This window comes from Pelagerythrobacter marinus, assembly GCF_034375205.1.
Lineage (GTDB): Bacteria > Pseudomonadota > Alphaproteobacteria > Sphingomonadales > Sphingomonadaceae > Pelagerythrobacter > Pelagerythrobacter marinus.
Window position 1 is genome coordinate 808,198 of the sequence record NZ_CP139719.1, and the last position, 25,464, is coordinate 833,661.

Annotated in this window: 27 protein-coding genes; 15 read left to right on the forward strand and 12 right to left on the reverse strand. The window is 70.1% G+C overall.

Annotation, left to right across the window (positions count from 1 at the left end; all coding sequences use genetic code 11):
• Positions 1-11 precede the first annotated feature (11 nt).
• The 4 genes from T8T98_RS03760 (at position 12) to ligA (ending at position 5,606) form a co-directional block, all read left to right on the forward strand.
• Positions 12-815: an outer membrane protein assembly factor BamD gene (locus T8T98_RS03760; RefSeq protein ID WP_251104031.1), complete on the forward strand. Its 804-nt coding sequence runs from the start codon at positions 12-14 to the stop codon at positions 813-815.
• A 74-nt stretch (positions 816-889) separates the two neighbouring features.
• Entirely contained in the window at positions 890-2,554 is a 1,665-nt protein-coding gene (gene recN / locus T8T98_RS03765) for a DNA repair protein RecN (RefSeq protein ID WP_251104030.1), read from the forward strand.
• Between the two features lie 29 nt (positions 2,555-2,583).
• Entirely contained in the window at positions 2,584-3,447 is an 864-nt protein-coding gene (locus tag T8T98_RS03770) for an alpha/beta hydrolase family protein (RefSeq protein WP_251104029.1), read from the forward strand.
• Positions 3,444-5,606 (forward strand): NAD-dependent DNA ligase LigA, encoded by a 2,163-nt coding sequence (gene ligA, locus T8T98_RS03775; RefSeq protein WP_251104028.1) that lies wholly within the window; start codon positions 3,444-3,446, stop codon positions 5,604-5,606. Before T8T98_RS03770 ends, ligA begins: the two co-directional genes overlap by 4 nt.
• A 6-nt stretch (positions 5,607-5,612) precedes the next feature.
• Here ligA and T8T98_RS03780 read toward each other — a convergent pair whose 3' ends face one another.
• Genes T8T98_RS03780 through T8T98_RS03790 form a run of 3 tightly spaced genes read right to left on the reverse strand, consistent with a single transcriptional unit; the run spans position 5,613 to position 7,886 of the window.
• Positions 5,613-6,302: a DUF2459 domain-containing protein gene (locus tag T8T98_RS03780; RefSeq protein WP_322295850.1), complete on the reverse strand. Its 690-nt coding sequence runs from the start codon at positions 6,300-6,302 to the stop codon at positions 5,613-5,615.
• Positions 6,275-7,186 (reverse strand): 50S ribosomal protein L11 methyltransferase, encoded by a 912-nt coding sequence (locus tag T8T98_RS03785; protein WP_251104026.1) that lies wholly within the window; start codon positions 7,184-7,186, stop codon positions 6,275-6,277. The genes T8T98_RS03780 and T8T98_RS03785 overlap by 28 nt, the downstream gene beginning before the upstream one ends.
• On the reverse strand, positions 7,176-7,886 hold the full coding sequence (locus T8T98_RS03790; protein WP_251105994.1) for an SDR family NAD(P)-dependent oxidoreductase: 711 nt from the start codon (positions 7,884-7,886) through the stop codon (positions 7,176-7,178). The genes T8T98_RS03785 and T8T98_RS03790 overlap by 11 nt, the downstream gene beginning before the upstream one ends.
• A 226-nt stretch (positions 7,887-8,112) precedes the next feature.
• Here T8T98_RS03790 and sdhC point away from each other — a divergent pair, with 226 nt between their 5' ends.
• The 6 genes from sdhC (at position 8,113) to T8T98_RS03820 (ending at position 13,795) form a co-directional block, all read left to right on the forward strand.
• Complete coding sequence (sdhC, locus tag T8T98_RS03795; protein ID WP_251104025.1) at positions 8,113-8,439, forward strand: succinate dehydrogenase, cytochrome b556 subunit; 327 nt, start codon at positions 8,113-8,115, stop codon at positions 8,437-8,439.
• A gap of 11 nt (positions 8,440-8,450) precedes the next feature.
• Positions 8,451-8,837, forward strand: a complete 387-nt coding sequence (gene sdhD, locus T8T98_RS03800) for a succinate dehydrogenase, hydrophobic membrane anchor protein (RefSeq protein ID WP_160732224.1) — start codon at positions 8,451-8,453, stop codon at positions 8,835-8,837.
• Positions 8,837-10,711 carry a succinate dehydrogenase flavoprotein subunit gene (gene sdhA / locus T8T98_RS03805; protein WP_160732225.1) on the forward strand — a complete coding sequence of 625 codons (1,875 nt, stop codon included), beginning with the start codon at positions 8,837-8,839 and terminating at the stop codon, positions 10,709-10,711. The genes sdhD and sdhA overlap by 1 nt, the downstream gene beginning before the upstream one ends.
• Before the next feature lie 25 nt (positions 10,712-10,736).
• Positions 10,737-11,588 carry an amidohydrolase family protein gene (locus T8T98_RS03810; RefSeq protein ID WP_251104023.1) on the forward strand — a complete coding sequence of 284 codons (852 nt, stop codon included), beginning with the start codon at positions 10,737-10,739 and terminating at the stop codon, positions 11,586-11,588.
• A gap of 12 nt (positions 11,589-11,600) precedes the next feature.
• The gene (locus T8T98_RS03815; protein ID WP_251104022.1) at positions 11,601-12,482 is read left to right on the forward strand and encodes a glycoside hydrolase; all 882 of its coding nucleotides are present in this window, start codon (positions 11,601-11,603) and stop codon (positions 12,480-12,482) included.
• 104 nt (positions 12,483-12,586) lie between these two features.
• Positions 12,587-13,795: a GGDEF domain-containing protein gene (locus T8T98_RS03820; protein ID WP_251104021.1), complete on the forward strand. Its 1,209-nt coding sequence runs from the start codon at positions 12,587-12,589 to the stop codon at positions 13,793-13,795.
• A 13-nt stretch (positions 13,796-13,808) separates the two neighbouring features.
• Here the strand turns inward: T8T98_RS03820 and T8T98_RS03825 are convergent, their stop codons facing one another.
• Together T8T98_RS03825 and T8T98_RS03830 are read right to left on the reverse strand one after the other, a co-directional pair.
• Positions 13,809-14,246: a PaaI family thioesterase gene (locus tag T8T98_RS03825; protein WP_322295851.1), complete on the reverse strand. Its 438-nt coding sequence runs from the start codon at positions 14,244-14,246 to the stop codon at positions 13,809-13,811.
• On the reverse strand, positions 14,243-14,686 hold the full coding sequence (locus tag T8T98_RS03830; RefSeq protein WP_251104020.1) for a PaaI family thioesterase: 444 nt from the start codon (positions 14,684-14,686) through the stop codon (positions 14,243-14,245). Before T8T98_RS03830 ends, T8T98_RS03825 begins: the two co-directional genes overlap by 4 nt.
• A 173-nt stretch (positions 14,687-14,859) precedes the next feature.
• Here T8T98_RS03830 and T8T98_RS03835 point away from each other — a divergent pair, with 173 nt between their 5' ends.
• Genes T8T98_RS03835 through T8T98_RS03845 form a run of 3 tightly spaced genes read left to right on the forward strand, consistent with a single transcriptional unit; the run spans position 14,860 to position 16,912 of the window.
• A complete protein-coding gene (locus T8T98_RS03835) occupies positions 14,860-15,027 on the forward strand; it encodes a hypothetical protein (protein WP_251104019.1) in 168 nt (55 codons plus the stop codon).
• Between the two features lie 11 nt (positions 15,028-15,038).
• A complete protein-coding gene (locus T8T98_RS03840; protein ID WP_251104018.1) occupies positions 15,039-16,025 on the forward strand; it encodes a hypothetical protein in 987 nt (328 codons plus the stop codon).
• Positions 16,010-16,912, forward strand: a complete 903-nt coding sequence (locus T8T98_RS03845) for a transposase (RefSeq protein ID WP_251104017.1) — start codon at positions 16,010-16,012, stop codon at positions 16,910-16,912. The genes T8T98_RS03840 and T8T98_RS03845 overlap by 16 nt, the downstream gene beginning before the upstream one ends.
• Here the strand turns inward: T8T98_RS03845 and ruvX are convergent.
• The 7 genes from ruvX to pyrE form a co-directional block, all read right to left on the reverse strand.
• The gene (gene ruvX / locus T8T98_RS03850) at positions 16,909-17,394 is read right to left on the reverse strand and encodes a Holliday junction resolvase RuvX (protein WP_251104016.1); all 486 of its coding nucleotides are present in this window, start codon (positions 17,392-17,394) and stop codon (positions 16,909-16,911) included. The genes T8T98_RS03845 and ruvX overlap by 4 nt on opposite strands.
• The gene (locus T8T98_RS03855; RefSeq protein WP_251104015.1) at positions 17,376-18,515 is read right to left on the reverse strand and encodes a DUF3089 domain-containing protein; all 1,140 of its coding nucleotides are present in this window, start codon (positions 18,513-18,515) and stop codon (positions 17,376-17,378) included. The genes ruvX and T8T98_RS03855 overlap by 19 nt, the downstream gene beginning before the upstream one ends.
• Entirely contained in the window at positions 18,515-19,624 is a 1,110-nt protein-coding gene (locus tag T8T98_RS03860) for an AI-2E family transporter (protein ID WP_322295852.1), read from the reverse strand. Before T8T98_RS03860 ends, T8T98_RS03855 begins: the two co-directional genes overlap by 1 nt.
• Positions 19,611-20,507 (reverse strand): signal peptidase I, encoded by an 897-nt coding sequence (gene lepB / locus T8T98_RS03865; protein WP_251104014.1) that lies wholly within the window; start codon positions 20,505-20,507, stop codon positions 19,611-19,613. Before lepB ends, T8T98_RS03860 begins: the two co-directional genes overlap by 14 nt.
• Positions 20,504-20,905 carry a holo-ACP synthase gene (gene acpS / locus T8T98_RS03870; protein ID WP_251104013.1) on the reverse strand — a complete coding sequence of 134 codons (402 nt, stop codon included), beginning with the start codon at positions 20,903-20,905 and terminating at the stop codon, positions 20,504-20,506. The genes lepB and acpS overlap by 4 nt, the downstream gene beginning before the upstream one ends.
• Positions 20,906-21,074: 169 nt before the next feature.
• Entirely contained in the window at positions 21,075-21,803 is a 729-nt protein-coding gene (locus T8T98_RS03875; protein WP_251104012.1) for a pyridoxine 5'-phosphate synthase, read from the reverse strand.
• 1 nt (position 21,804) lies between these two features.
• A complete protein-coding gene (gene pyrE, locus T8T98_RS03880) occupies positions 21,805-22,383 on the reverse strand; it encodes an orotate phosphoribosyltransferase (RefSeq protein WP_251104011.1) in 579 nt (192 codons plus the stop codon).
• A 197-nt stretch (positions 22,384-22,580) separates the two neighbouring features.
• Here pyrE and coxB point away from each other — a divergent pair, with 197 nt between their 5' ends.
• Both coxB and ctaD read left to right on the forward strand, forming a co-directional pair.
• A complete protein-coding gene (gene coxB / locus T8T98_RS03885) occupies positions 22,581-23,645 on the forward strand; it encodes a cytochrome c oxidase subunit II (RefSeq protein ID WP_251104010.1) in 1,065 nt (354 codons plus the stop codon).
• 24 nt (positions 23,646-23,669) lie between these two features.
• A complete protein-coding gene (gene ctaD / locus T8T98_RS03890) occupies positions 23,670-25,376 on the forward strand; it encodes a cytochrome c oxidase subunit I (protein ID WP_160732238.1) in 1,707 nt (568 codons plus the stop codon).
• The last annotated feature ends 88 nt before the right edge of the window (positions 25,377-25,464 follow it).

Below are 25,464 nucleotides of genomic sequence, written 5' to 3' on the forward strand. Positions count from 1 at the left end.
AGGCCCGGTCCATGATCACTCGCCCGCGCTCGCCGCTCAAGCTCGCACTCGCCGTTACCGCCTCGGCGGCCGCCCTTCTCACCGCCGGCTGCGCGGGGCGCACGTCCGGCCCGCAGGACACGGCCTATGTCGCGCGCGATGTCGAGACGCTCTATACCGAGGCGAAGCGGCGGCTCGATGCCGGCAATGCCAAGTTCGCCGCCGCCCTGTTCGACGAGGTGGAACGCCAGCACCCCTATTCGCCCTGGGCCCGCCGCGCCCAGCTGATGAGCAGCTTCAGCTATTACGTCGCGCGCGATTACAACAAGGCGATCCAGAGCGCGCAGCGCTTCCTCTCGATCCACCCGGGCAACAAGGACGCGCCTTACGCCTATTACCTGATCGCGCTCAGCTATTACGAGCAGATCAGCGACGTCCACCGCGACCAGGCGATCACCGAACAGGCGCGCACCGCGCTGAACGAGGTCGTTCGCCGGTTCCCGCAGACCGCCTATGCTTCCGACGCGCGGCTCAAGCTCGACCTGGTCAACGATCACCTCGCGGGCAAGGAGATGGAGATCGGCCGTTTCTATGAACGCAGCGGCAAGTGGCTGGCGGCGCAGATCCGATTCCAGAACGTGGTCGAGAACTACCAGACGACCAGCCACGCGCCCGAGGCGCTCTATCGCCTGACCGAGACCAGCCTGGCGCTGGGCATTCCGGAAGAGGCGGTGAAGTACGCCGCGGTCCTGGGCACGAACTACCCGGGCAGCGAGTGGTACGAAAAGGCGTTCGAGCTGGTGCAGGACCACGCGGCGAACGTTCGCGCCTCCTGATCGCGCAACTGTTCGCAAGCGGCACCCGGATTGGTGACGCGCCCCCCCATTCCGGCTAGGGAATCGGGTCAGACATGCTGACCCGCCTTTCCATCCGCAACGTCGTGCTGATCGAGGCGCTCGATCTCGATTTCGGGCGCGGCCTCGGCGTGCTGACGGGCGAGACGGGAGCGGGCAAGTCGATCCTGCTCGACGCGCTCGGCCTGGTCCTGGGCAACCGGGCGGAAACCATGCTGGTGCGCGCCGGCGCCGACCGCGCGAGCGTGACCGCCAGTTTCGAATTCGCCCGGCTCCCCGCGCCCGTGGCCGAGGCGCTGGACGAGGCGGACATCGTGCCCGAACCGGGCGAACCGCTGATGATCCGCCGCCAGGTGCGGGCGGACGGGGGCAGCAAGGCCTTCGTCAACGATCAGCCGGCCAGCGTCGCCCTGTTGCGCCGGATCGCGCCCGCGCTGGTCGAACTGCACGGCCAGCACGACGATCGCGGGCTGGTGAACCCGCGCGGCCACCGCGCCCTGCTCGATCGCTACGCCGGGGCGGACACGGCCGCGCTGGCCGCCGCCTGGGACGCCTGGCGCGCAGCGGAAGACCGCCTCCAGGCCGCGCGCGACGCGATCGCCCGGGCCCGCGAGGACCAGGACCTGCTGCTCGCCCATCTCGCCGAACTGACCGCGCTGGAGCCGCAGGCGGGGGAAGAGGCGCGTCTCGCCGAAGCCCGCGCGGCGATGCAGAAGGGCGAACGCCTGTCGGGCGACCTGGAGGAACTGCGCCACTTGTGGGACGGCTCCGAATCGCCGCTCGCGGCGCTGCGGGTGGCGGCGCGCCGGCTCGACCGGATCGCGCCTGAACACCCGCTGCTCGGCGAGGCGCTGGCCGCGCTCGACCGCGCGGTGATCGAGGCGGGGGAGGCCGAGGCGAAGCTGGAGGAAGCGGCCGAGGCGCTGGTCCACGATCCGGCCGCGCTGGAGGCGGCCGAAACGCGCCTGTTCGACCTGCGCGCGCTGGCGCGCAAGCACCGCTGCGAAGTCGACGAACTGCCCGCGAAGATGCGCGAGTTCCGCGCCGCGCTGGACAAGATCGAAGGGGGCGAGGCGGAACTGGACGCGCTGGAGGAAGCCGCGAAGGAGGCCGGCCGGCTCTATGCCGAGCGGGCCCGGGCGCTGCACGACAGGCGCGTGGAGGCCGCGGCCCGGCTGGACGCGGCGGTGGCGGGCGAACTCGCCCCGCTGAAGCTGGATGCCGCGCGCTTTCGCACCGCGGTCGAGCCGCTGGCGGAAGAACGCTGGGGGCCGCACGGCAGCGACAGCGTGGAATTCCTGATCGCGACCAATCCCGGTGCCGACTTCGCGCCGCTGGCCAAGATTGCCAGCGGGGGCGAACTGTCGCGCTTCATCCTCGCGCTCAAGGTCGCACTGGCCGAACAGGGCGGGGCGGCGACGGTGATCTTCGACGAGATCGATCGCGGCGTCGGCGGCGCGGTCGCCAGCGCGATCGGCGAACGGCTGGCCCGGCTGGCGGGCGACGGGCAGTTGCTGGCCGTCACCCACAGCCCGCAAGTCGCCGCGCGCGGGCGCACGCATTACCTGATCGCCAAGTCGAGCGAGGGCACGGTCACGAAAACCTCCGTCCGCCTGCTCGACCAAGAAGAGCGGCAGGAAGAAATCGCCCGGATGCTGTCCGGCGCCGAAGTCACGCCCGAAGCCCGCGCCCAGGCCGACCGCCTGCTGGAGGGGGTGTGAGGCATGCCGTTCTCGCAGGTGCATTGCTGATGGCGGCAGGGTGCCAGCCGGCCCCCGGCGGCGCGCCCGGCGCGTCCGTTCCTGTGGCCAGCGGCGACAGGTTCGGCGCCGACGCGCACCTCGCGCCGTCGCGGCCCGACGCCGTGTTGCGCTATGCCGACCACCCGCGCGGCTTTGCCGAGCTGCGCCTGCCGGAAGGGGAGGGGCCGTTTCCGCTGGCGGTGATCTTCCACGGCGGCTGCTGGAAGGCGGGGATCGCCAACCAGGCCTACATGGCGCCGCTCGCGACCCGGTGGCAGGACCTCGGCATTGCCACGCTCAACGTCGATTACCGCGAAGTGGGCGACGGCGGCGGCTGGCCCGGTTCGTTTGCCGACTGGGCCGCGGCGGGCGAACTGGTGGACCGCGTGGTCGCCGATCACCCGGTCGATCCCGCGCGGATCACGCTCGTCGGCCACTCGGCCGGCGCGCTGCCGGCGCAGTGGCTGGCCGCGCGGCAGGGGACAGGCGGCCCGCTCGGCCCGCGCGAGCCGCTGGCGGTGCGCGCGGCGATCGTGCTCGACGGCCCGGCCGATGTCGGGGCGGAGCGGGCGGCCTTCGACGCCTTGTGCGAATTTTCCGCGGTCGATCCGTTCATCGGCGGGGACCCGGCGGCGCACCCGGATCGCTATGGCGCGCTCGGCGCCGGGCCGCTCGCGCTGGAGGATCTGCTGTTCGTCCAGGCCGTGCTGCCCGCCGCGCCGCCCGCGGTCCAGGCCGCGATCCGCGCCGGCGGCACGCGGCTGCAGATCCGCGAGAATCCGCAGGCCAGCCATTTCGATATCCTGACCCCGGGCGCCGAGGCCTATCGCGCCAACGAGCCGGCGATGCTGGAGGTGCTGCGGGGACGATGAGCGAGATGACCGAAGCCGAGGCCGCCAACGAGCTGATGCGGCTGGCGAAGCAGATCGCGCGGCACGACCGGCTCTACCACGCCGAGGACGCGCCCGAGATCACCGACCAGGAATACGACGCGCTCGTGCGCCGCAATGCGGAGCTGGAGGCGCAGTTTCCCCATCTCGTCCGCTCCGATTCGCCGTCGCGCGCGGTCGGCCACGCGGTCGCCGCCTCGCCGCTGTCCAAGGTCACGCACGAGGTTCGGATGATGAGCCTCGACAATGCCTTCGCCGACGAGGAAGTGGCCGATTTCGTCGCCCGCGTGCGGCGCTTCCTGGCACTGGGCGAGGACGAGCCGGTTGCCTTCACCGCCGAGGACAAGATCGACGGGCTATCGTGCTCGCTGCGCTACGAGAACGGCGTCCTCGTGCGCGCGGCAACGCGCGGCGACGGGCAGGTGGGCGAGGACGTGACCGCAAACGTCGCCCATATCCCCGACATTCCGGCCGAGTTGACCGGCGACGTGCCCGAGGTGTTCGAGGTGCGCGGCGAAGTCTACATGGAGCGCGAGGCCTTCGTGGCGCTCAACGCCCGCCTGATGGAGGAAGCGCGCAACGCGGCCGAGGCGAAGGGCGAGGCTTTCGATCCCGCCAAAGTGCGCCAGTTCGCCAACCCGCGCAACGCGGCGGCGGGCTCGCTGCGGCAGAAGGACGCCAGCGTCACCGCCAGCCGCCCGCTGCGGTTCTGGGCCCACGGCTGGGGCGCGGCCAGCGCGGTGCCGGGCGAGACGCAGTTCGCCGTGATGCAGCGGATCGGCGAATGGGGCCTGCCGATCAGCCCCGACCTCGTCCGGTGCGAGACGCTGGAGGCGATGCTTGCCCATTACCGCGCGATCGGTGAGGGGCGCGGCGCGCTCGGCTACGAGATCGACGGCGTCGTCTACAAGGTGGACCGGCTCGACTGGCAAGAACGGCTCGGCTTCGTCGCCAAGGCGCCGCGCTGGGCGCTCGCGCACAAGTTCCCGGCCGAACAGGCCGAAACCACGCTGGAGGCGATCGACATCCAGGTCGGGCGCACCGGCAAGCTGACGCCGGTGGGCCGCCTCGCGCCCGTGCTCGTCGGCGGGGTGACGGTGACCAATGTCACGCTGCACAACCGCGATGAAATCGCGCGCCTCGGCGTGCGACCGGGCGACCGGATCAAGGTCCAGCGTGCCGGCGACGTGATTCCGCAAGTGGTCGAGAACCTGACCCGCGATGCACAGCGCGATCCCTATTGCTTCCCCGGCCACTGCCCCGAATGCGGCAGCGAGGCCGTGGCGGAGGAGGGCGAAGTCGATGTCCGCTGCACCGGCGGCCTCGTCTGCCCGGCGCAGCGGACCGAGCGGCTCAAGCACTTCGTCAGCCGCGGCGCGCTCGATATCGAAGGGCTGGGCGAGAAGACGATCGACCAGTTCTTCGCGCTCGGCTGGCTCGAAAGTCCGGCAGACATCTTCCGCCTGAAGCACCGGCGCGAGGCGATCCTGGCGCTGGAAGGGTGGAAGGACAAGTCGGTCGAGAACCTGCTGGCGAGCATCGAGGCCAAGCGCGCGCCCGACGCGGCGCGGCTGCTGTTCGGCCTCGGCATCCGCCACGTCGGCGCGGTCACCGCGCGCGACCTGATGAAGGGGCTGGGCGAGATCGCCCGCCTGCCGGACAAGGCGGCGCAGATCCACGCCTACCGCGAGGAAAACCCGCGCGGCGAGGACGAGTCCGAAGGCAAGTTCAACGCGCGCATGGTCGAGGCGATCAAGGACATCCTCGAAGTCCGCGCCGACGGGATCGGGACCGCCGTCGGCTTCGCGCTGGCCGATTTCTTCCACGAGAAGCACAACCGCGCGGTGTTCGACGATCTGCTGCGCGAACTCGATCCCCCGCGCTACGAGGTCGAGACGAAGGAAAGCTCCGTCTCGGGCAAGACGGTGGTCTTCACCGGCAAGCTGGAAACGATGAGCCGCGACGAGGCCAAGGCCCAGGCCGAGCGGCTCGGCGCCAAGGCCGCCGGCACGGTCAGCGCGAAGACCGACCTCCTCGTCGCGGGCCCCGGCGCGGGCAGCAAGCTGAAGAAGGCGGCCGAACTGGGGGTCGAGGTGATCGACGAGGCCCAGTGGGCGCAGATCGTCGCGGAGGCGGGGTAGGGCGGCTCAGTCCACCCACTTCATCACCCCGCCGGCGTAGGGCGTCCACCAGCCGGTGCGGACCCCGGCGGCGGCGAGGGTGTCGCTGGTCCACTGGTTGCAGGTATTGCCGAGGTGATAGGTGCCGGGCGCATCGTAGAACACGTCCCAGTCGGTATAGCCGCGATGGACCGCGCGGCGGGCGGGCGGCAGGACCTGGCTTTCGATCCGGCGCACCAGGCGGGCGTATTCCGCGGGGCGCAGGTGCAGGACGCGGGCATTCTCGTCCGGCGCGGGGCGGACATAGTGCGCGACGTGGAGCAGGCCGTCGCCGCCAACTACCGCGCCGAGTGCAGTTCCCGGCGACAGGTCGGCCCAGGTCGGGGTGTGGAGGAACACTTCCCGCTCCCCCCAACTGACGGAGACGTGGGTATAGGGCCGGTCCGCCGCGCCGGAGGGCAGGTCGGCGGCGGGAAACTCGGCCCGCCAGTCCTTCTGCGCGTTGACCAGCGGCATGACGATCGCCGTGTGGACGCCGTTGGTTTCGACCATGATCGCGATCCCGCGGCCCGGTTCGCGCCAGTCGCCGTTGCGCGGGATCGACGAGCCGATCCAGGCCGCCGCCATGAACAGCCCGGCGGCCAGGGCGAGCCAGGCGAGCGCGCGGCCCGCCCGGCGCGCCATGCGCTTCAGGATCGCGGGCGCTTGCGCAGCCACAGGATCGACCAGTCGCCGTTGACCATGCGCGCGGCCAGGCGGAAGCCGGCCCGGCGACAGGCGCGGCGCACGGCATCTTCCTGCCCCTGCAGCAGGCCGGCCAGCAACAGGTTGCCCCGGGGCACCATGGCGCGCGCGAAATCGGGCGCGAGCGCGACCAGCGGCCCGGCCAGGATATTGGCGATCAGCAGGTCGTAGGGCGCCCGCGCGCGCAGCAGGGCGCCGTCCATCCCGTCGGCCACCGTCATCGCCAGCGCGCCCGCACCGCCGCCGAGCGCGATGCCATTGGCCGCGGCGTTATGCTCGACCACGCCGACGCAGGCCGGGTCGATGTCGCTCGCGGTGGCGAGCGCGCGGGGCCAGAGGGCGAGTGCGGCGAAGGCGAGCAGGCCGGTGCCGGTGCCGATGTCGGCGCAGTTGCGCACGGCCGTCCCGCGCCGTTTCATCGCATCGAGCATGGCGAGGCAGCCGGCCGTCGTTTCGTGCTGGCCGGTGCCGAAGGCCTGGCTGGCGGGGATCGCGAAGTTGACCACGCCCGGCGCGCGGCTGGGCGCATGGTCGGGGGTGTGGACATGGAACCGCCCCGCGCGGATCGGGTCCAGCCCGCGCTGGCTTTCGGTCACCCAGTCGGTTTCGGGCAGCTTTTCTACCGTCATGCGCGGGGCCTTGCCGTTGAAAAGCGCCGCGATTGCCGCCCGGTCCGCCGCGTCGGGTTCGCGCGGGAAATAGGCGTCGAGCCGCCAGTCGTCGGGCCGGTCGTCGGCCACTTCGAAGCCGGCAATCACGATCTCGTGGTCCCAGTCGGCGGCCTCTTCCTGCGCGGCCAGCGCATCCCGGACCGCCGCCTTGCCGGCGAAAGCCGTCAGCTTCCAGCTATCGGACATGGCTGGCCCCGTTGGCGTCGAGCGTCGCGCCGGTCATGCTTTCGGGGGCGTCGAGCGCGCAGAAGACCGCGATCCGGGCGATCTCCTCCGGCTCCGCCACGCGGCCCAGCGGGATATCGGCAAGGAGGCCGGGCCCGCCCCGGCTTTCCAGGTAGTCGCCCGCCATCGAGGTGTCGGTGAAACCGGGCGCGATGCCGAAGCTGAGGATGCCGCGGCCGGCATAGGCGCGCGCGATCGTCTTGTGCAGCGCCAGCATCCCGCCCTTGGCCGCGGCATAGTGCCAGTGCGCCGGCGAATCGCCGCGATGGCCGGCGCGGCTGGCGACGTGGACGATCCGCCCCGGCACGCCGCGTTCCAGCCAGTGGCGGACCGCGAAACGCGCCAGCTGCGCGGCCGCGGTCAGGTTGATCCGCAAGGTGTCTTCCCACGCGTCGAGCCACTCGATGTCCGATCCGTCGATCGGGTTGGCGGCGAACAGCCCGGCGTTGTTGACGAGGACGTCGATTTCGCCGCCCGCGCGCGACCGCGCCTCTTCCCACAGCATCTGCGGCGCGGAGGGCTGAGAGAGATCGGCACCAATGGTCTGTTCGTCATGACTGGCACTGCCGTGGCCGATCACACGGACGTTGCGCGTTTCGAGGAGTTCGCGGATTGCGGCGCCGATGCCGCGGCTGGAGCCGGTGACGAGGATATTGGGCATCCGTGTCCCGTAGATTATCGCCATCGATCCGTCATCCCCGCGCCGCGCGCCGGCGCTTTGCGCCATGCCCGAATATTGGGCGGGACGAACAAAAGAGATAGCCGCCCGCCTTGTCTCGCATCGTCATTGCGCTAAGGGAAGACGCAATTCCAAGGACAACCGGACAAACGTCATGGCCGAAAGACCGCTTTCACCGCATCTAAGCATCTGGAAATGGGGCCCGCACATGCTGACCTCGATCCTCCATCGCGTCACCGGCGACGGGATGGCCCTGGTCGGCCTCGGCGTCCTGCTGTGGTGGCTGGGGGCGCTGGCGAGCGGGCCGGCGGCCTATGCGACTTTCACCGCCGTTGCCACCTCGTGGTTCGGCTACGTCGTGCTGGTCGGCCTGTCGTGGGCCTTCTTCAACCACATGACCTCGGGTCTGCGCCACTTCGTGCTCGACATCGGCGCGGGATACGAAATCGACACCAACAAGGCCTGGTCCACCGCCTCGCCGATCATCGGCATCGTGCTGACGGCGGCGTTCTGGGCCGCACTTCTGCTTCTCTGAGGAATTGAACGATGGGTAATGGAACCTCGATCGGGCGCGTGCGCGGGCTCGGCTCCGCGCACGAGGGGGTGCATCACTGGCTGCTGCAGCGCTTCACCGCGATCGGCAACCTCGTGCTGGTGCTGTGGCTGGCGGGCTCGATCCTGCTGCTCCCCGACCTGACCCACGCCACGGTCAGCAGCTATCTCGCCGCGCCGGTGCCGGCGACCGCGATGGCGCTGCTGATCGTCAGCACGTTCTGGCACGCGCGGCTGGGCCTGCAGGTGATGATCGAGGATTACGTCCACACCCCGGGCAACAAGTTCGCGGCGATCGCCGCGCTCAACCTCGCGGCCGTGGCCGGGGCCGGCTTCGGCCTGTTCTGCGTCGCCCGCCTCGCGCTGGGAGGGACCGCCTGATGGCCAATCCCGCCCCCCAGACCGCCAGCAACGGCAAGACCGGCCCGGCCTACGCGATCGTCGACCATACTTACGACGTGGTCGTCGTGGGCGCGGGTGGATCGGGCCTGCGCGCCACGATGGGCGCGGCCGAAGCGGGCCTGAAGACGGCCTGCATCACCAAGGTCTTCCCCACCCGCAGCCACACCGTCGCCGCGCAAGGCGGGATCGCCGCCAGCCTGGGCAACAACACGCCCGATCACTGGTCGTGGCACATGTACGATACCGTCAAGGGGTCCGACTGGCTCGGCGACCAGGACGCGATCGAATACATGGTGCGCGAGGCGCCGCAGGCGGTTTACGAACTCGAACATGCCGGCGTTCCCTTCAGCCGGAACGAGAACGGCACGATCTACCAGCGCCCGTTCGGCGGCCACATGCAGAACATGGGCGAAGGCCCGCCGGTCCAGCGCACCTGCGCGGCCGCCGACCGCACCGGCCACGCGATGCTCCACGCGCTCTACCAGCAGAGCCTGAAGTACGACGCGGACTTCTTCATCGAGTATTTCGCGCTCGACCTGATCATGGAAAACGATTCCAGCGGCGTGCCGCAGTGCCGCGGCGTGATCGCGATGTGCCTCGACGACGGGACGATCCACCGCTTCCGCGCCAAGGCGGTCGTGCTGGCGACCGGCGGCTATGGCCGGTGCTATTACACCGCGACCAGCGCGCATACCTGCACCGGCGACGGCGGCGGCATGGTCCTGCGCGCGGGTCTGCCGCTGCAGGACATGGAATTCGTCCAGTTCCACCCCACCGGCATCTACGGCGCGGGCGTGCTCATCACCGAGGGCGCGCGGGGCGAGGGCGGCTACCTGACGAACTCGGAAGGCGAGCGTTTCATGGAACGTTACGCCCCGAGTGCGAAGGACCTTGCCAGCCGCGACGTCGTGTCGCGCTCGATGGCGCTGGAAATGCGCGAAGGGCGCGGCGTCGGGCCGGAGAAGGACCATATCTTCCTCCACCTCGACCACATCGATCCCAAGGTCCTGGCGGAGCGGCTGCCCGGCATTACCGAAAGCGGCAAGATCTTCGCCGGGGTCGACCTGACGCGCCAGCCGCTGCCGGTGACGCCGACCGTGCATTACAACATGGGCGGCATTCCCTGTAACTATCACGGCGAAGTCGTGACCATCGGGCCGGACGGCGATCCGGAAACCGTGGTCCCGGGCCTGTTCGCGGTGGGCGAGGCGGCCTGCGTCTCGGTCCACGGCGCAAACCGCCTCGGCTCGAACTCGCTGATCGACCTCGTGGTCTTCGGCCGCGCGACCGGGCACAGGCTGAAAGAACTGATCAAGCCGGGCACCAGCCACGACGAGCTGCCGGCCGACAGCGCGGACCTCGCGCTCACCCGGCTCGACCATTTCCGCCACGCCGGCGGCGGCTCGCCGACCGCGCAGATCCGGTCGGAAATGCAGAAGAACATGCAGAAGCACGCGGCCGTCTTCCGCGACAGCAAGCTGCTGTCCGAAGGGGTCGAGCTGCTGAAGCAGGTGAACCGGCGGATGGAGGATATCCACGTTTCCGACCGTTCGCTGATCTGGAACAGCGACCTCGTCGAAACGCTCGAGCTCGACAACCTGATGGCCCAGGCCAATGTCACCATCGCCTCGGCCGAAAATCGCAAGGAAAGCCGCGGCGCCCACGCGCACGAGGATTTCCCCGATCGCAACGACGCCGAGTGGATGAAGCACACGGTCGCCTGGTTCGACGGCTGGGGCGGCGGGGCCCGCGGGTCGGGCAGCGGCGAGGTCAGGATCGACTATCGCCCGGTGCACGAATACACGCTGACCGACGATGTCGCGTACATCAAGCCGAAGAAGCGGGTCTACTAGGATGGCCCACGGCGGCGGGGCGACGATGTCGAAACGGCTTCTCCCCGCCGCGATCGCGCTCTCGCTCGGCGCCGCGCCGGCCCTCGCGCGCGAGGACGTGTTCGACGTCCACGTCCACCTGCACGACGGGGCATCCTCGCTGGCCGAATACCGCGCGCAGAACGCGCGGGACGGGGTCGAGGCCGCCGGCTTCGGGGCGATGTGGTTCGGCGGGCCGAACCAGGCGCGCGCCGGCGATATCGAGGGCGCGCGCACGGCGCACGACGCGCTGGCGCGCCTCGCCGCGGCCAATCCGCGCATGGTGCCGATCGCGACCGTCCACCCCCATGACGGCGAGGCCGCGCTGGCCGAGCTCGACCGCGTGGCAGCCTTCGGCTTCAAGGTCCTGAAAATCCACCCCCATACCCAAGGTTTCGACCTTGCCGATCCGCGCGTCGGCGCGCTCGTCGAACGCGCGGGCGCGCGCGGGCTGGTGGTCCTGGTCGACAACGCCGGGATCGTGCCGAACGACACGGTGCACCTGTTCAACCTCGCGCTCGCCCATCCGGGCACGCGCTTCGTCTTCGCGCACATGGGCGGGCTCGACTTCCGGGCCTGGAACATCCTCGCCCTCGCGCGGACGGCGGCCGGGCTGTTCGCCGACAACATCTATTTCGACATCTCGGCCACGGTCCTGCTGGCAGCCGATTCCCCGCTGGAGGAGGAATTCGTCTGGACCATGCGCAATGTCGGGATCGACCGTCTCCTGCTCGGGTCCGATTTCCCGCAGTTCTCGCTCGGCCGCACGCTGGCGGCGCTCGATGCGCTCGACCTGGCGGAGGAGGACGCCGCGAAGATCCGGTACGGCAACGCGCGGCGCCTGTTCGGGCTGGACTAGGGGCCGGCCGGGATGACGCGGCCTTTCCTCGCCCGGGTGGGTGCCTGCGCGCTGGCGGCGTTGCTGCTCGCCGCATGTGCGGGCGGGGAGGCGGGGCCGCCCGCGCACCTCGGGCTCGACCCGTTCTATGCCCGCTACGTCGATGCGGGCGGGATCGCGATCGTCGCTTCGCGCAAGGTCGCGCCCGCGACGCTGGAACGGGCCGCGCGGATCGTCGAGGACATGCTCGCCCATCGCCCCGACTTGCACGCCGTGCTGGCGCGGGAAGGCTATCGCCTCGCGATCCTGGCCCGGGAGGAGGCGATCACCGACCTGCCGGAAAACGCCCACTGGACCCGCCCCTCGCGCGACGACCCGCGCCTCACCCGGTGCGAGCGCAAGCATTACGAGGCGCGCATCGGGCGGTTGAGCGATCGCGCCTACTGGAACGCGCGGGTGCGCGGGATCGGCGGGCGGCACGCGGTCGCCGCGGAAGAGGATATCCTCGGCTGGCAGACCAGCCGGTACTACGGCGAGACGATCCTGGTCCACGAATTCGCCCACAACGTGCTCGATGCCGTGCGTATCGCCGACCCCGCGCTCTACCGCGAGGTGGAGAGCGCCTATGCCGCGGCCCTGCGCGAGGGGTTGTGGAAGGACGAATATGCCAGCACGACGGTGCAGGAATACTGGGCCGAAGGGACGCAGTTCTGGTTCGATTCCAACCGCCTGGCGGTGTTCGACGGGCGCCGCATCCTGAACCACGGCGACCTGGAGGCCTACGATCCGCGGCTGGCGGCGGTGCTGCGGCGGGCCTATGGCGATCGCCACCGCCTGGCCGGGGATCCGTTCCATCGCCACCCGGCGCGCGTGCCCCCGGGGCCGATCCCCCGCAACACCGCCGAGGTCTGCTGATGGCCCGCAAGCGCGCGGTTGGGCATTTCTTAGGATTATCGCGCTAGCTGGCCGAACCATGCAGGGGACGGGGGGCGTGCGCCGCGGGGGCGCGTGAAGGTCGGTTGGACGTAAACACGCTATTCTGGGTCAACGCGATCGTCATGCTGGTCATGGCGTTCGGCTTCCTCGCCGCCTGGGCGCGGCGCCGGGGGGAGGCATGCTGGCCGGCGTGGATCGCCGCCAACCTCGTGCTCGCGTCCGCGCTGGTGCTCTATATTTTCGTCCCGCGGATCGCGCCCGACTGGGCGGTCCTGCCCAATGCCCTGCTGGTCCTGGGCTTCGGCCTGCGCTGGCGCGCCGCGCGCCTGTTCAGCGCCAGCCCGACGACCTGGATCGCGGTCTGGGCGCCGGCCTGCTTCGCGGCGCTGCTGTTCGCGCCCCCGCTGTCGCTCGGCGCGGGGACGGTCTTCGCCGCGATCAACCTGATCCTCGCCACCCAGGCCGGGGTCATCGCCGGGCAGTTCTGGCGCGCGCGCGAGCCGGGCTCGCTTTCCAGCTACGGCCTTGCCGCCGCCTATGCGATCATGGCCGCCTCGTTCGTGTCGCGCGTGATCGAGGGGCTCGCCTTCCTCGACAGCTTCACGACCTACCTTCCGCTCGACGGGACCTTGCCCTCGCATCTCGTGGTCGCGGTGATCCACACGTCCGCCAGCGGGGTCTTCGCGCTCTCGATCGCTTACGAGCGCACGACCGTGCAGATGCGCGACGAGCGCGACAGCGCGCAGAAACGGGCGCAGAACTACAGCCGCCTGGCCCAGCGCGACGACCTGACCGGGCTGATGAACCGGCGCGCGATCGAATCGCGCTTCAGCGAGCTGGTGGCCGACGGCTTCTGCGCGATGGCGGTGCTCGACCTCGATCACTTCAAGCGGGTGAACGATCGCCACGGCCACGCGCTGGGCGATGCCGCGCTCTGCGCCACGGCGCGCGCGCTCGCCCCCGACGACGATTGCCTCGCGGTGCGAATGGGGGGCGAGGAATTCGTCCTGCTGCTGCGCGGCGCCCATGCCCGCGAGCGGGCGGAATCGCGGCGCCAGGCGATCCCGCGGCGGATCGCGGCCGACGTGCCGGGCCTGCACGGCATCGTCACCGCCAGCATGGGCCTGATGGAGCTGCCCCGCGGGCTGACGGGGATCGCCTTTTCCGATCTCTATTCGGCGACCGACCGCCTGCTCTACGAGGCGAAGAACGGTGGCCGGAACCGGCTGGTGAGCGAAAAGCTGAGCCTGTTCCACGAACCGCCGCGGCGCGCCGGCACCGTCGCTGCCTGACGGCGCGGGCGCGCTAGCCGGCGGCGTCCGGCCCGGTGCCGCCCATCAGCACGTTCATCACCGCCGTCGCCACCGGGCGCGTGCGATCGTCCTGCCAGGCCTCGACCTCGATATTCGCGTTGCGCCGCCCCAGCCGCAGCACGCGGCCGCGGGCATAGGTCGGCTTGCTCTTCGCGGCGCTGAGGAACTGGACGGTGACGTTGATCGGTTTCAGCCGGTGTTCGCGCCCCGCGCGGGCCAGCTCGGCGCGCAAGGCGGCATAGCCGGCGTTTTCCAGCAGGCCGCTGGTCGCCCCGCCGTGGAACACGGTCGGCCGCCCCTCCACGATCTCGCCGAACGGGATCGCCAGCACCGGGCTGCCGTCTTCCATCGCCTCGATCACGATGCCCAGCGACCGGGCATAGGCGGGCAGGTCGCGCTCCAGCGCGGCGATGTCGGGGTCGCGGCTCACCGTTTCCTCCACGGAATGGACATGAACACGCCGGCCACGTGCGCCACCGGGTCGCCCGCGTCGCCATCGTGCGCGACGCCGCGCACGAACGCGGCGGAGCGGGTCACGCGGTAGCATTCGGCGCGCCCGTTGACCGCCGCGCCCTCGCGCGCGGGGCGCATGTAGTCGACACGCAGGTCGAGCGTGGCGATCGCGCCGAATTCCCCCGTAGCGGTCCAGATCGCCATGCCCGAGGCCATGTCCATCAGGCTGACGATCGGCCCGGTGGCGAGCACGCCGCTGCCGGTTTCCCCCAGCAGGTCCTCGCGCCAGGGCAGGGCCAGCTCCACCCAGTCCGCGCCGTGGGCGACATAGCGCAGGCCCAGCCAGCCGGGATGGCCGCGCCCGAGCATGAACGGGGCCGCGGTGGCGGGATCGAACGGTGGCAGGTCGTCGGCCATGCCCCACGCTCTAGGGCGCTGCCCGAACATTGCAATCTCCTCACGCTTCGAATCGCCGGCCTTCGCTAGGCGGGGCAGGCGGGCCGGACGGGGCGCGCCGACGGCAGCATGAAAACGGCCCGACGCGACGAAGAGACGCCGCGAAAACAGGAACGAGGGGGACTCGCGAGACAATGGACTTTCCGAAAATCGACCTCGAATCGCTCCCGGTGCTCGACACCGCGGCCGGCATGTTCGGCAGCCTGTCCGACGCGGCGAACGCGGCGACGGACGACCGCGCGGTCATCATCATGATCTACCTCTACGAAACGACCCGGAATCTGCCCGACATTCTCGTCTGACCGGCGCGGACATGCGGATCGATCCGGCGATCGCGGCCCTGCGCGGCGATCCGGCGGCCGGGCGGCCGGCGCAGGCGGCGATCGAGCGGGCCCTTGCCGCGTGGCGGCGCGAGCCGGCGGTCGCGGCGGCCTGCGCCGAGCTGGCAGCCTATGGCGAAGGCGGGGCGCTCGCGCGCTATCCGGCGCTCGCCGCCCTGGTCGAGGCGCGCGAAGCGGCGAATGCATTCGTCGATCCGCTGCTCGCGCGGGTGGCGGGCGTGCTGCGTCGCCACCCGCTGGCGCAGCTTCCGTTCCGGCACCAGGCAGGCGAGGGGGTGGCCCTGCTCCAGCTGGCGCGCGCCGGCCGCGCCACGCTGTCGCTGATCGGTTACGATCCCGCCGCGACCCGGCTCGCCCCGCGCAGCGTGTGCTTCACCGATTCGCATCGGCACGAGATATGCCTTGCCGGACGCGGCCGGGCGCAGCGGGTGACGCTCGCCGCGCCCACGCGGGGCGGGGCCGGGCTGGCGCTTGCCGACGTCGCGCTCGCGCCCGGGACGCGGATGGATTTCGCGGGCGCGCGGGCGACCAAGATCGTGCGCCAGGTGCAGCGCAGCGTGGTCCTGCTGCGGCTGACGCGGGTGGCGCGCGTGCCCGGCGAAAGCCGCGAATATCGCCTGTCCGACGGGGCCCTGCTCCACCGGGCGGCAGGCACGGCGCGCGAAAGCCGGCGCGAGCTGGCGCTGGCCCTGCTGGGCAGGATGGCGCGCGCGGACGCGCTGCCGCTGATGCTCGATGCCGCGCGCAGCGGCAGCGACAGCGCGCGCTGGCAGGCGCTGCGCGAATGCCTGGCGCTCGACAGCGGCGCCGGGTTCTCCGCGCTCGCCCGGATCGCCCGCGACCCGGCCGACCCGCTGGCCGGCCCGGCGGCGGCGCTGCGCGACGACCTGCTTGCCCGCCACCCGGTCCTGGCCGCGGCGGAGGGCGAGGGGGGAGGGGATCGGTGCCCCGCGCGCTGACCGCGCCGGCCGGCGCGCCCTGTTCGCTGGAGGAAGCGCGCGACGCGCTGTGCGCGCGCGGTTTCGACCCGCGCGACGAAGCCAGCCTGCACCACGCGGCCGGGTGGCTCGCGCGGCTCGGCCGCAACCGCGATTTCCTCGGCGACCTGCTGGTGGAACGGCTCTCGACGCGCGGCGACGAGGACGCGGGGGCGGGCGGCTACGGTCCCCAGGCGATCATGCTGTCCGGCACGCAGGCGGGGCATTTCCTGCGCGCCAACATCTGGCCCGCGGCCGGCGACCATGCCTGCCGCACCAGCGGCCGGCACAGCTTCGTCTACGACCTGCCGCACGATCACAATTTCGATTTTCTCACGGTCGGCTATTTCGGCCCCGGCTATCGCAGCGACTACTACGAATACGATCATGCCGCGCTCTCCGGCTGGCGCGGGGAACGGGCCGGGCTGCGGTTCGTCGAACGCAGCGCGCTGTCGCCCGGCCGGCTGCTCCACTACCGCGCGCACCGCGACGTCCACCGCCAGTTGCCGCCGGCGAGCCTGTCGGTCTCGCTCAACGTGGTCGCCGCCGATCCCGCCGCGGCCTGGTTCGACCAGTACGCCTTCGACCTGGAGGAGGACCGGATCGACCGCGTGCTGAACCCGGGCGCGAGCGAGGCCTTCCTGCACCTCGCGGTCGGGCTGGGCAGCGGGGAGGCGGTCGAGCTGGCCCGGTGGATCGGGCACGGCCACCCGAGCGATCGCCTGCGGCTGGCCAGTTTCGCGGCGCGCGCCGCATCGGCTGGATCGGCCGAGGGGGCCGAGCGCGTCTGGCGCGAGGCGGAAGGCGCGGGCAGCCGGCTGGTGCGGGCGGAGGCGGCGCGCCGGCGCGCGGCCGTTGCGGCAGGCTAGAACGCGCCGCCCGTCAGCGCGTCGATCGCCCCTTGCAGGATGATCGCGGCGGCGTGGCTGTCGATGCGTTCGGCGCGCTTGCGGCGGCTCATGTCCTGGCCGATCATGTCGCGCTCCGCGCTCGCGGTGGACCAGCGTTCGTCCCACAGCAGCACGGGCAGGCGCAGCCCTTCGGCCAGGTTGCGGGCATAGGCGCGGCTCGACTGGGCGCGCGGCCCCTCGGTCCCGTCCATGTTGCGCGGCAGGCCGATCACGACGCCCCGGATCGCGCGCTCGCGGGCGAGCACGGCCAGGGCCTGGAGGTCGCGCCCGAACTTGCCGCGCGGCAACGTCTTGCCCGCGGTCGCGAACTGCCACCCGGCGTCGCAGATGGCCGTGCCGATCGTCTTGGTGCCCAGGTCCAGCGCCATCAGCGGCCCGCCCGCCGGCAGGGCGGCCGCGAAGGCGTGGCTGCTTTCGGTGATCAGGGCCGGTTCGACCATGCCGCGACGCGCCGGCTGACGTCCTGCTTCACGTTTTCCCAGAACAGCGGGATGTCGTAGACGTGGTAGTTGTTGCCCGGCAGGACCGCGCTGCCCACTTCGGGCGGATCGCCGATCAGCAGCAGGCCCCGTTCGCCGCAGCGTGCCGGGACCGCGCCGGGCACCAGCATCCCGCTGGAATAGTCGGCTTCCGGGATCAGCGTGCCCAGGTTCGCTTCCGCCGGCGCGTCGCCGCCGATCCCGCCGGTCAGCGGGTTGGTGCACAGGATCTCGCTGTCGCCGCGCGGGGTGCCGTCGAACCCGGGGGACTGGCTATAGGCCTCGATCACGCGGCTCGGGTCGGCCGGCTCGGCGAAGGAAGACCAGCTCATCAGGCACCCGGCCTGCGCGGGCGTGGCGCAGGCGGGGAAGCCGAGCGCGGGCAGGTCGTGTTCGACCGAGATCGGCCAGCCGACCGCGTAGATCGCGGCGACGCGCCCCTTCACCGGGCTGTCGGCCAGTTCCTCGCGCAGCAGGCGCAGCAGGTGAAGCGTGCCCTGGCTGTGCCCGGCGAGAACGATCGGCGTGTCCGCGTCGACGCTGGCGAGGAAGAACTCGAACGCTTGCTTCACGTCGGCATAGGCGGCGTCGAGCGCTTGGCGCGCCTCTTCCGAATCGGTCAGGAAAGCGCCGAAGGTCGCCTGGCGATAGCGCGGGGCCCAGATCTCGCTCGCGCGGTTGAACGGGCTGGCCATGCCGCGCACGTAGATGCGGGCGATCCGCTGCGATTCCGCGTCGTCGAGCGGCGCGTTCCAGCGCGACCGGTCGAGATAGCTGGTCGGGTGGACGAAGAAGACCGCGAAATCGCCCGGCGCCTCGTCCCCCCCGGTGGGCAGCTGTCGGCCTTCGCCCTGCTTGGCCGGCTGCCAGCGGGCGGCGTCGTCCAGCCCGATGCCCGGGCGCGAGAGCCACATGGCCGGGTCCTGGTAGGCGTTGGTTTCCAGCGGCGCCTGTTCGACGAACGCGGTGCTGGGGACATAGGCGACCTCGGCCAGGTCGTCCCAGAAGAACCGCAGCGCGAACATCGCCGCGATCGCCAGAACGATCAGTATGGCGATGAAATAGAGGAACTTGCGGGCCATCAGTCCTCCGCCTCGGCAGATGTTTCGTTGTCCAGGCGCGCCGCGCGCCGTTCGAGCCCGACCTTGATCATGGCCAGCAGCGGGTCTGCCAGCGCAAGGCCGAGAATGCCGAACATGACGCCGAAGATCAGCTGCGCGCCCAGGACCAGCGCGGGCGCGAGATCGACGGTTTTCTTGGCGATCATCGGGATCAGCACGTAGCCGTCGAAGTTCTGCACCAGCAGGTAGACGAAGATCGTGTAGAGCCCCATGTCGGTGCCGCCGGAAAAGCCGACCAGCACCATCAGCGCCCCGGAAATCAGCGCGCCGATGTTGGGGATGAAGGCCAGCAGGCCGGTCAGCAGCCCCAGCAGCGCGGCCATCGGCACCGGCCCGATCCCGATGATCTGCCCGCCATAGGCGAGCAGGGCCCAGGTGAATATCCCTTCCGCGAACATGCCCACCAGGCGCCCGGCGAGCAGGCGGCGCAGGGTGAACGACATCGTCTCCAGCGTTTCGTGGAAGACCTTGCGCTGGTGCGCCGGGACCATCCAGGCGACCCCGCGTTCGTAGAGGTTGGGGTCGATCGCGATGTAGATGCCGATGATCAGGATCAGCAGGATCGTCGCGAAGCCGCCGAAGATGCCGCCGATCGCGCGGGTCACCGTGCCGACCCCGCTGACGAGGCTGGCGGCGACATCCTGCACGTCGTCCTGCTGGATCGCGAACCCCTGTTCGCGCAGCAGGCCGAGCAGGCGACCGATCTGTTCGCCGATGATGGCCGGGAATTCCGCCGCCTGCTGCGAGATCTGCGAGCCGGCGAAATAGCCGAGCCACACGAAGAAGGCGATCATCGCCACGATCACGATCGCCACGCGCCAGCCCCGCGCGATCGCGAGATAGCGGCCGAGCAGCCGCGTGCCGCCGTCGATCATGGTCGCGAAGACCATCGCGCCGAAGATCACCAGCAGCGATTGCGAGATATAGACGGCGAGGACGAACAGCCCCGCCACCGCGGCCCAGACGAGCGCGCGCATCGCCTCGAACCGCAATTCGGGGTTTCTGATGTGAGCCGGGCTCCTGCCCATTCGTTCCGGCGGCGCGCCGTGCGCTTCGTCAGTTTCGCTCACTCTCGGGGCCCCTGTCGGCGATTGCGGGACGCAGTGTGCTCCAGGCGCGGTCGCCGCGCAAGGACGTGAACCAGGAAAGCGGGTTGAAGCCGGTCGTGCCGTCGAGCGAGAAGGTGATGAATTCCGCCCGGCCGCCGATGTTTTCCAGCGGCACCGGGCCCATCAGCCCGCTCGGGTCGTAGGCCCGGCTGTCGGAGGAATGGTCGCGGTTGTCGCCCATCACCATGACGTGCCCGTCGGGGATCACGATCGGCCCGAAATCGTCGAGTTCCTGGCGCTTGTGATCGATCACCAGGTAGGTCGCGCCGTTGGGCATCGTCTCGCGCAGGGTCGGCGGTTCGCACACTTGCGTCCCGTCGGCCAGCACGGCGGTGTAGTCGAGCGGCAGCCCGGTGCGCGGATCGGTGCCGAAATCGCACTGCATGTTGGCGTCGAGCGGGATTCGCAGCGGCGGCTCGACTTCCTGCGGAACCGGGGTGCCGTCGAGCACGATCTGCCCGCCGCGCACCTCGAACGTGTCGCCCGGCAGGCCGACCACGCGCTTGATGTAATCCTCGTCGCGGACCGGGTGCACGGGGATCACGATGTCGCCGTATTCGGGCGTCCCGGGCCAGATCCGCCAGTCGCCGCGCGGCATCAGGTGGAACGAGATCGAGGCCCAGCTCCAGCCGTAGGGATACTTGCTGACCACCAGCCGGTCGCCCACCAGCAGGTTGGGCAGCATCGATTCGCTGGGGATGTAGAACGGCTTGGCGATGAAGCTGTGAAAGCCCAGCACCGCCAGCAGCATTAGCGCCAGCCCCCGGATTTCCGAAAGCCAGTCGATCCCGTCCTTCTTCGGTTTCTCGCTCGTCTCGGTCACGGTGGATGATGCGCTGTTCATAGCGGGCGAGCCTCGATGATGACGAAGGCCTGGGCCCATGGGTGGTCGTCGGTTAGGGTAAGATGAATGAACGCCTCATGGCCGGGCGGCGTCATTTCCGCAAGCCGCGCGGCCGCGCCGCCGGTCAGCGCCAGGGTCGGCGCGCCCGAGGGGGCGTTCACGACGCCGATGTCCTTGTGGAACACGCCGCGGCTGAACCCGGTGCCGACCGCCTTGGCGAAAGCTTCCTTCGCCGCCCACCGCTTCGCGAACGTGCCGGTGCGGGTATAGGGGCGCCGGGCCGCCTTGGCCCGTTCGACATCGGTGAAACAGCGCCGCTCGAACTTCTCGCCCCACCGCTCCAGCGAGGCGGCGATCCGATCCATGTTCGTCAGGTCCGATCCCATGCCGATGATCATCTTGCCATCTCCCCTGAAGGGGAGAAGGGGGAGCGGCGAAGCCGCGGAGGGAAAGGGGCGAACAAGACTGGCAAGAAGGCTCTGGTGCCCCGGTGCATGACAACAGAACATCCTCCTCTCCCCGACCCTCTCCCCTGAAGGGGAGGGGGAGGGCGCATCGCACCCGCCATCACCGCGCCGCGTCCATCAGCTCGCGCATCGTGCGCACGGCCTGTTCCAGCCCGACGAAGACCGCTTCGCCCACCAGGTAATGGCCGATGTTCAGCTCCGCCAGCTGGGGGATCGCGGCGATCGGCTGGACATTGTCGTATGTCAGCCCGTGGCCGGCATGGGGCTCGATCCCGTTCTTCGCCGCCAGCGCCGCCATGTCGGCGATCCGCTTCAGCTCGCGCGCGCGGTCCTCGCCGGTGGCGTGGGCATATTCGCCGGTGTGGAATTCCACCACCGGCGCGCCGAGGCGCAGCGCGGCGTCGAGCTGGCGTTCGTTCGCCTCGATGAACAGGCTCACGCGGATGCCGGCGTCGGCCAGCCGCGCGACCACCGGGGCGAGCTGGTTGTGCAGGCCCGCGGCGTCGAGCCCGCCCTCGGTCGTGCGCTCCTCGCGTTTCTCGGGGACGATGCAGGCCGCGTGCGGGCGGTGGCGCAGCGCGATTTCCAGCATTTCCTCGGTCGCGGCCATTTCCAGGTTCAGCGGCAGTTCGGTCGCGGCCTGGATCCGGGCCAGGTCCTCGTCGCGGATATGGCGGCGATCCTCGCGCAAGTGGGCGGTGATGCCGTCGCCGCCCACCCGGGCGACGATTTCCGCCGCGCGCACGGGATCGGGATGGTCGCCCCCGCGCGCGTTGCGGATCGTGGCGACGTGGTCGATATTGACCCCCAGGCGCAGCGGCGCGGCCATCCTACTTGCGGCTGCCCGGCTTGGTCACCGGCACGGCCGCCAGCTCGGACGGGATCTCGTCTTCGGCATAAGTGGGGAAGGTAATGTCCAGCAGCGCGTGATAGGGCACGTCGAAGGCGACGTCGCCCGCGCGGCGATCGACCAGCGAGACGAGGGCGATGACGTCGGCGCCGGCCGCCGCAACGGCCTTCATCGCCTCGCGCGAGGAAAGGCCGGTGGTCACGACGTCTTCCACCACCAGCACTTTTTCCCCCGGCTCGAGGCGGAAGCCGCGGCGCAGTTCGAAGGTTCCTTCGGGCCGTTCGAGGAAGATCGCCTCCTTGCCCAGCGCGCGGCCCATCTCGTGCCCGATGATGATCCCGCCCATCGCGGGGGAGACGACCTTGTCCACCGCGGCGCGCAAGTCGCGCGGCATCTTCGCCGCCAGCGCGGCGGCGAGGCGGCTCGCGCGCATCGGGTCGGCCAGGACGCGCGCGCACTGGAGGTAATAGGCGCTGTGCCGGCCGGAGGAGAGCTTGAAATGCCCTTCGAGCAGGGCCTCGCTCGCGCGGAATTCGTGGAGCACTTCGTCTTCGGTCATCTCGGCTTGCTGTCCCGTCCGTGGCAGATTCCGGCCGTTCTGGCCGGTTGGGGATTTTTCTCCTAGAAGCGCTTGAGACGGGGGGCAAGCGCGCGTATAGGCCCGCGCAGACCTGTCCCCCGACGGGGTTTTCGCGGCTGCGCATGTGGTCTTCAGCGATAAGAACGGCAACGACAAGAACGGAAAGCGTCGGACAGATGAAATTCGGTGATTGGCCCACGCGGGCAGCGCGGTTCGCAACCATCCTCTGGGCAGCTATCCTGCTGGCCCTCGCGCCCCAGGCGGCCCATGCACAGGCCGCGACCGAAGCGCCGGTGGCGGCCGAAACGGTGGACGCTGGCGCGGCGGCGGACGTCACGGCCGACGCGGCCGGCGAAACGGACGCGGCGGATGCCGCCGGCGGCTACGAGCCGCTCGGCCCCGAGTGGATCAAGGGGCAGCCGACGCCCGGCGCGCTCGACGTGCAGGAACAGTATTCGCCGATCGGCAAGACGGCCACCGGCCTCCACGTCGGCCTGCTGTGGGTCATGGGCGTAATCAGCTTAATCGTCCTCGCGCTGCTGATCTGGGTCATCGTGCACTATCGCCGCGGTGCCAACCCGACCCCTTCGAAGACGACGCACAACACCACGATCGAGGTCGTGTGGACGCTCGTCCCGGTCCTGATCCTGGTCGCCATCGCGATCCCGTCGATCTCGCTGCTGACCAAGCAGTACGAATCGCCGCCGGAAGACGCGGTGACGATCAAGGTTATCGGTTACCAGTGGTACTGGGGCTACGCCTATCCCGACAACGGCGGGTTCGAGGTGATTTCCAACATGATGCCCGAGGACGAGGCACGGGCGAAGGGCTTCCCGGCCCAGCTCGAGGTCGATAACCGCATGGTCGTGCCGGTCGATACGCCGCTGCGCATCCAGACCACGGCCGCCGACGTCATCCATGCCTTCGCCGTGCCTTCGCTGTGGTTCAAGATCGACGCCGTTCCGGGCCGCCTGAACGAGCGCCTGCTGACGATCGAGGAGCCGGGCATCTATTACGGCCAGTGCTCCGAGCTGTGCGGTGCGCGGCACGGTTACATGCCGATCGCGATCGAGGCGCTCCCGCGCGACCAGTGGGAAGCCTGGGTCCGCACCCAGCCGGGCGGCACGGTCGGCGGCGACGAGCCCGATGCGGCCGCCGCGGCCGGCGATGCGGCAGCGACTTTAGAGGCGGGTGAAGCCGCCGACGCCGAGGCTGCCGATCCGGCCGCCGCGACCAACTGATCCACGTCGAAGAGAAACGCGACCATGGCTACTACCGCTGAAGGCTTCCAGGCCCACACCGAAGACGCGCATCACGATGCCGATCACAAGCCCGGCTTCTTTGCCCGTTGGTTCATGTCGACCAACCACAAGGACATCGGCACGCTCTACCTGATCTTCGCGATCGTCGCGGGCATCCTGGGCGGCGCGATCTCGGGCATCATGCGCGCCGAGCTGGCCGAACCGGGCATCCAGGTCCTGGGTTACTGGGTCGACCTGATGGGCGGGGAGGCGAACTTCGACGCCAACCTGCACATGTGGAACGTGCTGATCACCGCGCACGGCCTGATCATGGTCTTCTTCATGGTCATGCCGGCGATGATCGGCGGTTTCGGCAACTGGTTCGTGCCGCTGATGATCGGCGCGCCGGACATGGCGTTCCCGCGGATGAACAACATCTCGTTCTGGCTGACGGTCGCCGGTTTCTGTTCGCTGCTCTTCTCCGCCTTCGTGCCGGGCACGGCCGCGGGCTACGGTGCGGGCACCGGCTGGACGGTCTATGCCCCGCTGGCGACTTACGGGCACGACGGCCCGGCGGTGGACTTCGCGATCTTCTCGCTCCACCTCGCGGGTGCCGGCTCGATCCTGGGCGCGACCAACTTCATCACCACGATCTTCAACATGCGCGCGCCGGGCATGACCCTGCACAAGATGCCGCTGTTCGTGTGGTCGGTGCTGGTCACCGCCTTCCTGCTGCTGCTGGCGCTGCCGGTGCTGGCCGCGGCGATCACGATGCTGCTGACCGACCGCAATTTCGGCACGACCTTCTTCGACCCCAGCGGCGGCGGCGATCCGCTGCTCTACCAGCACCTGTTCTGGTTCTTCGGGCACCCGGAAGTCTACATCATGATCCTGCCGGGCTTCGGTATGGTCAGCCAGATCATCGCCACCTTCAGCCGCAAGCCGGTGTTCGGTTATCTCGGCATGGCCTATGCCATGGTCGCGATCGGCGTGGTCGGCTTCGTCGTCTGGGCGCACCACATGTATACCGTGGGCCTCGACGTGAACACGAAGATGTACTTCACCGCCGCGACGATGGTGATCGCGGTCCCGACCGGGGTGAAGATCTTCAGCTGGATCGCCACGATGTGGGGCGGCAGCCTGGAGTTCAAGAGCCCGATGGTCTGGGCGCTGGGCTTCATCTTCCTGTTCACCGTGGGCGGCGTGACCGGCGTCTATCTCGCCAACGGCGGCATCGACGACGTGGTGCACGACACCTACTTCGTGGTCGCGCACTTCCACTACGTGCTGTCGATGGGCGCGGTCTTCTCGCTCTTCGCCGGGTTCTACTACTGGTTCCCGAAGATGAGCGGCCGGATGCACAGCGAGCTGCTGGCGCACATCCACTTCTGGATCTTCTTCATCGGCGTGAACGTGATCTTCTTCCCGCAGCACTTCCTCGGGCTGAACGGCATGCCGCGCCGCTATCCGGACTTCACCGAGGCCTATGCCTACTGGAACCACATCTCGTCGGCCGGCTACGCGATCATGGCGGCCTCGATGCTCGTGTTCTTCGCGAACATCGCCTACGCCTTCATCGCCGGGCGCCGGGCACCGGCGAACTACTGGGGTGAAGGCGCGACGACGCTGGAATGGACGCTGTCCAGCCCGCCGCCCTATCACCAGTTCGAAACGCTGCCGGTGATCGAGGAGCATCACGACTACCACGATCACCGCCCGGCCACTGCCTGACGCGGCTGCCCCTCCCACCGGGTGGGAGGGGCACGCGACCGGCAGGGTGCAAGGCGGGGCCGGCGACGATGCGCTGCACCGCGTTCGC

What these genes read in the sequence shown, in the direction of transcription:
- T8T98_RS03830 (WP_251104020.1), bottom strand. Translation starts at nt 14,686, where the DNA reads ATGGCCGACGACCTGCCACCGTTCGATCCCGCCACCGCGGCCCCGTTC.
- T8T98_RS03875 (WP_251104012.1), bottom strand. Translation starts at nt 21,803, where the DNA reads ATGGCCGCGCCGCTGCGCCTGGGGGTCAATATCGACCACGTCGCCACG.
- sdhA (WP_160732225.1), top strand. Translation starts at nt 8,837, where the DNA reads ATGGCCAATCCCGCCCCCCAGACCGCCAGCAACGGCAAGACCGGCCCG.
- T8T98_RS03760 (WP_251104031.1), top strand. Translation starts at nt 12, where the DNA reads ATGATCACTCGCCCGCGCTCGCCGCTCAAGCTCGCACTCGCCGTTACC.
- T8T98_RS03840 (WP_251104018.1), top strand. Translation starts at nt 15,039, where the DNA reads ATGCGGATCGATCCGGCGATCGCGGCCCTGCGCGGCGATCCGGCGGCC.
- ligA (WP_251104028.1), top strand. Translation starts at nt 3,444, where the DNA reads ATGAGCGAGATGACCGAAGCCGAGGCCGCCAACGAGCTGATGCGGCTG.
- T8T98_RS03835 (WP_251104019.1), top strand. Translation starts at nt 14,860, where the DNA reads ATGGACTTTCCGAAAATCGACCTCGAATCGCTCCCGGTGCTCGACACC.
- coxB (WP_251104010.1), top strand. Translation starts at nt 22,581, where the DNA reads ATGAAATTCGGTGATTGGCCCACGCGGGCAGCGCGGTTCGCAACCATC.
- T8T98_RS03855 (WP_251104015.1), bottom strand. Translation starts at nt 18,515, where the DNA reads ATGGCCCGCAAGTTCCTCTATTTCATCGCCATACTGATCGTTCTGGCG.
- ctaD (WP_160732238.1), top strand. Translation starts at nt 23,670, where the DNA reads ATGGCTACTACCGCTGAAGGCTTCCAGGCCCACACCGAAGACGCGCAT.
- acpS (WP_251104013.1), bottom strand. Translation starts at nt 20,905, where the DNA reads ATGATCATCGGCATGGGATCGGACCTGACGAACATGGATCGGATCGCC.
- T8T98_RS03815 (WP_251104022.1), top strand. Translation starts at nt 11,601, where the DNA reads ATGACGCGGCCTTTCCTCGCCCGGGTGGGTGCCTGCGCGCTGGCGGCG.
- recN (WP_251104030.1), top strand. Translation starts at nt 890, where the DNA reads ATGCTGACCCGCCTTTCCATCCGCAACGTCGTGCTGATCGAGGCGCTC.
- T8T98_RS03790 (WP_251105994.1), bottom strand. Translation starts at nt 7,886, where the DNA reads ATGCCCAATATCCTCGTCACCGGCTCCAGCCGCGGCATCGGCGCCGCA.
- lepB (WP_251104014.1), bottom strand. Translation starts at nt 20,507, where the DNA reads ATGAACAGCGCATCATCCACCGTGACCGAGACGAGCGAGAAACCGAAG.
- sdhD (WP_160732224.1), top strand. Translation starts at nt 8,451, where the DNA reads ATGGGTAATGGAACCTCGATCGGGCGCGTGCGCGGGCTCGGCTCCGCG.
- T8T98_RS03810 (WP_251104023.1), top strand. Translation starts at nt 10,737, where the DNA reads ATGTCGAAACGGCTTCTCCCCGCCGCGATCGCGCTCTCGCTCGGCGCC.
- T8T98_RS03785 (WP_251104026.1), bottom strand. Translation starts at nt 7,186, where the DNA reads ATGTCCGATAGCTGGAAGCTGACGGCTTTCGCCGGCAAGGCGGCGGTC.
- sdhC (WP_251104025.1), top strand. Translation starts at nt 8,113, where the DNA reads ATGCTGACCTCGATCCTCCATCGCGTCACCGGCGACGGGATGGCCCTG.
- ruvX (WP_251104016.1), bottom strand. Translation starts at nt 17,394, where the DNA reads ATGGTCGAACCGGCCCTGATCACCGAAAGCAGCCACGCCTTCGCGGCC.
- T8T98_RS03770 (WP_251104029.1), top strand. Translation starts at nt 2,584, where the DNA reads ATGGCGGCAGGGTGCCAGCCGGCCCCCGGCGGCGCGCCCGGCGCGTCC.
- pyrE (WP_251104011.1), bottom strand. Translation starts at nt 22,383, where the DNA reads ATGACCGAAGACGAAGTGCTCCACGAATTCCGCGCGAGCGAGGCCCTG.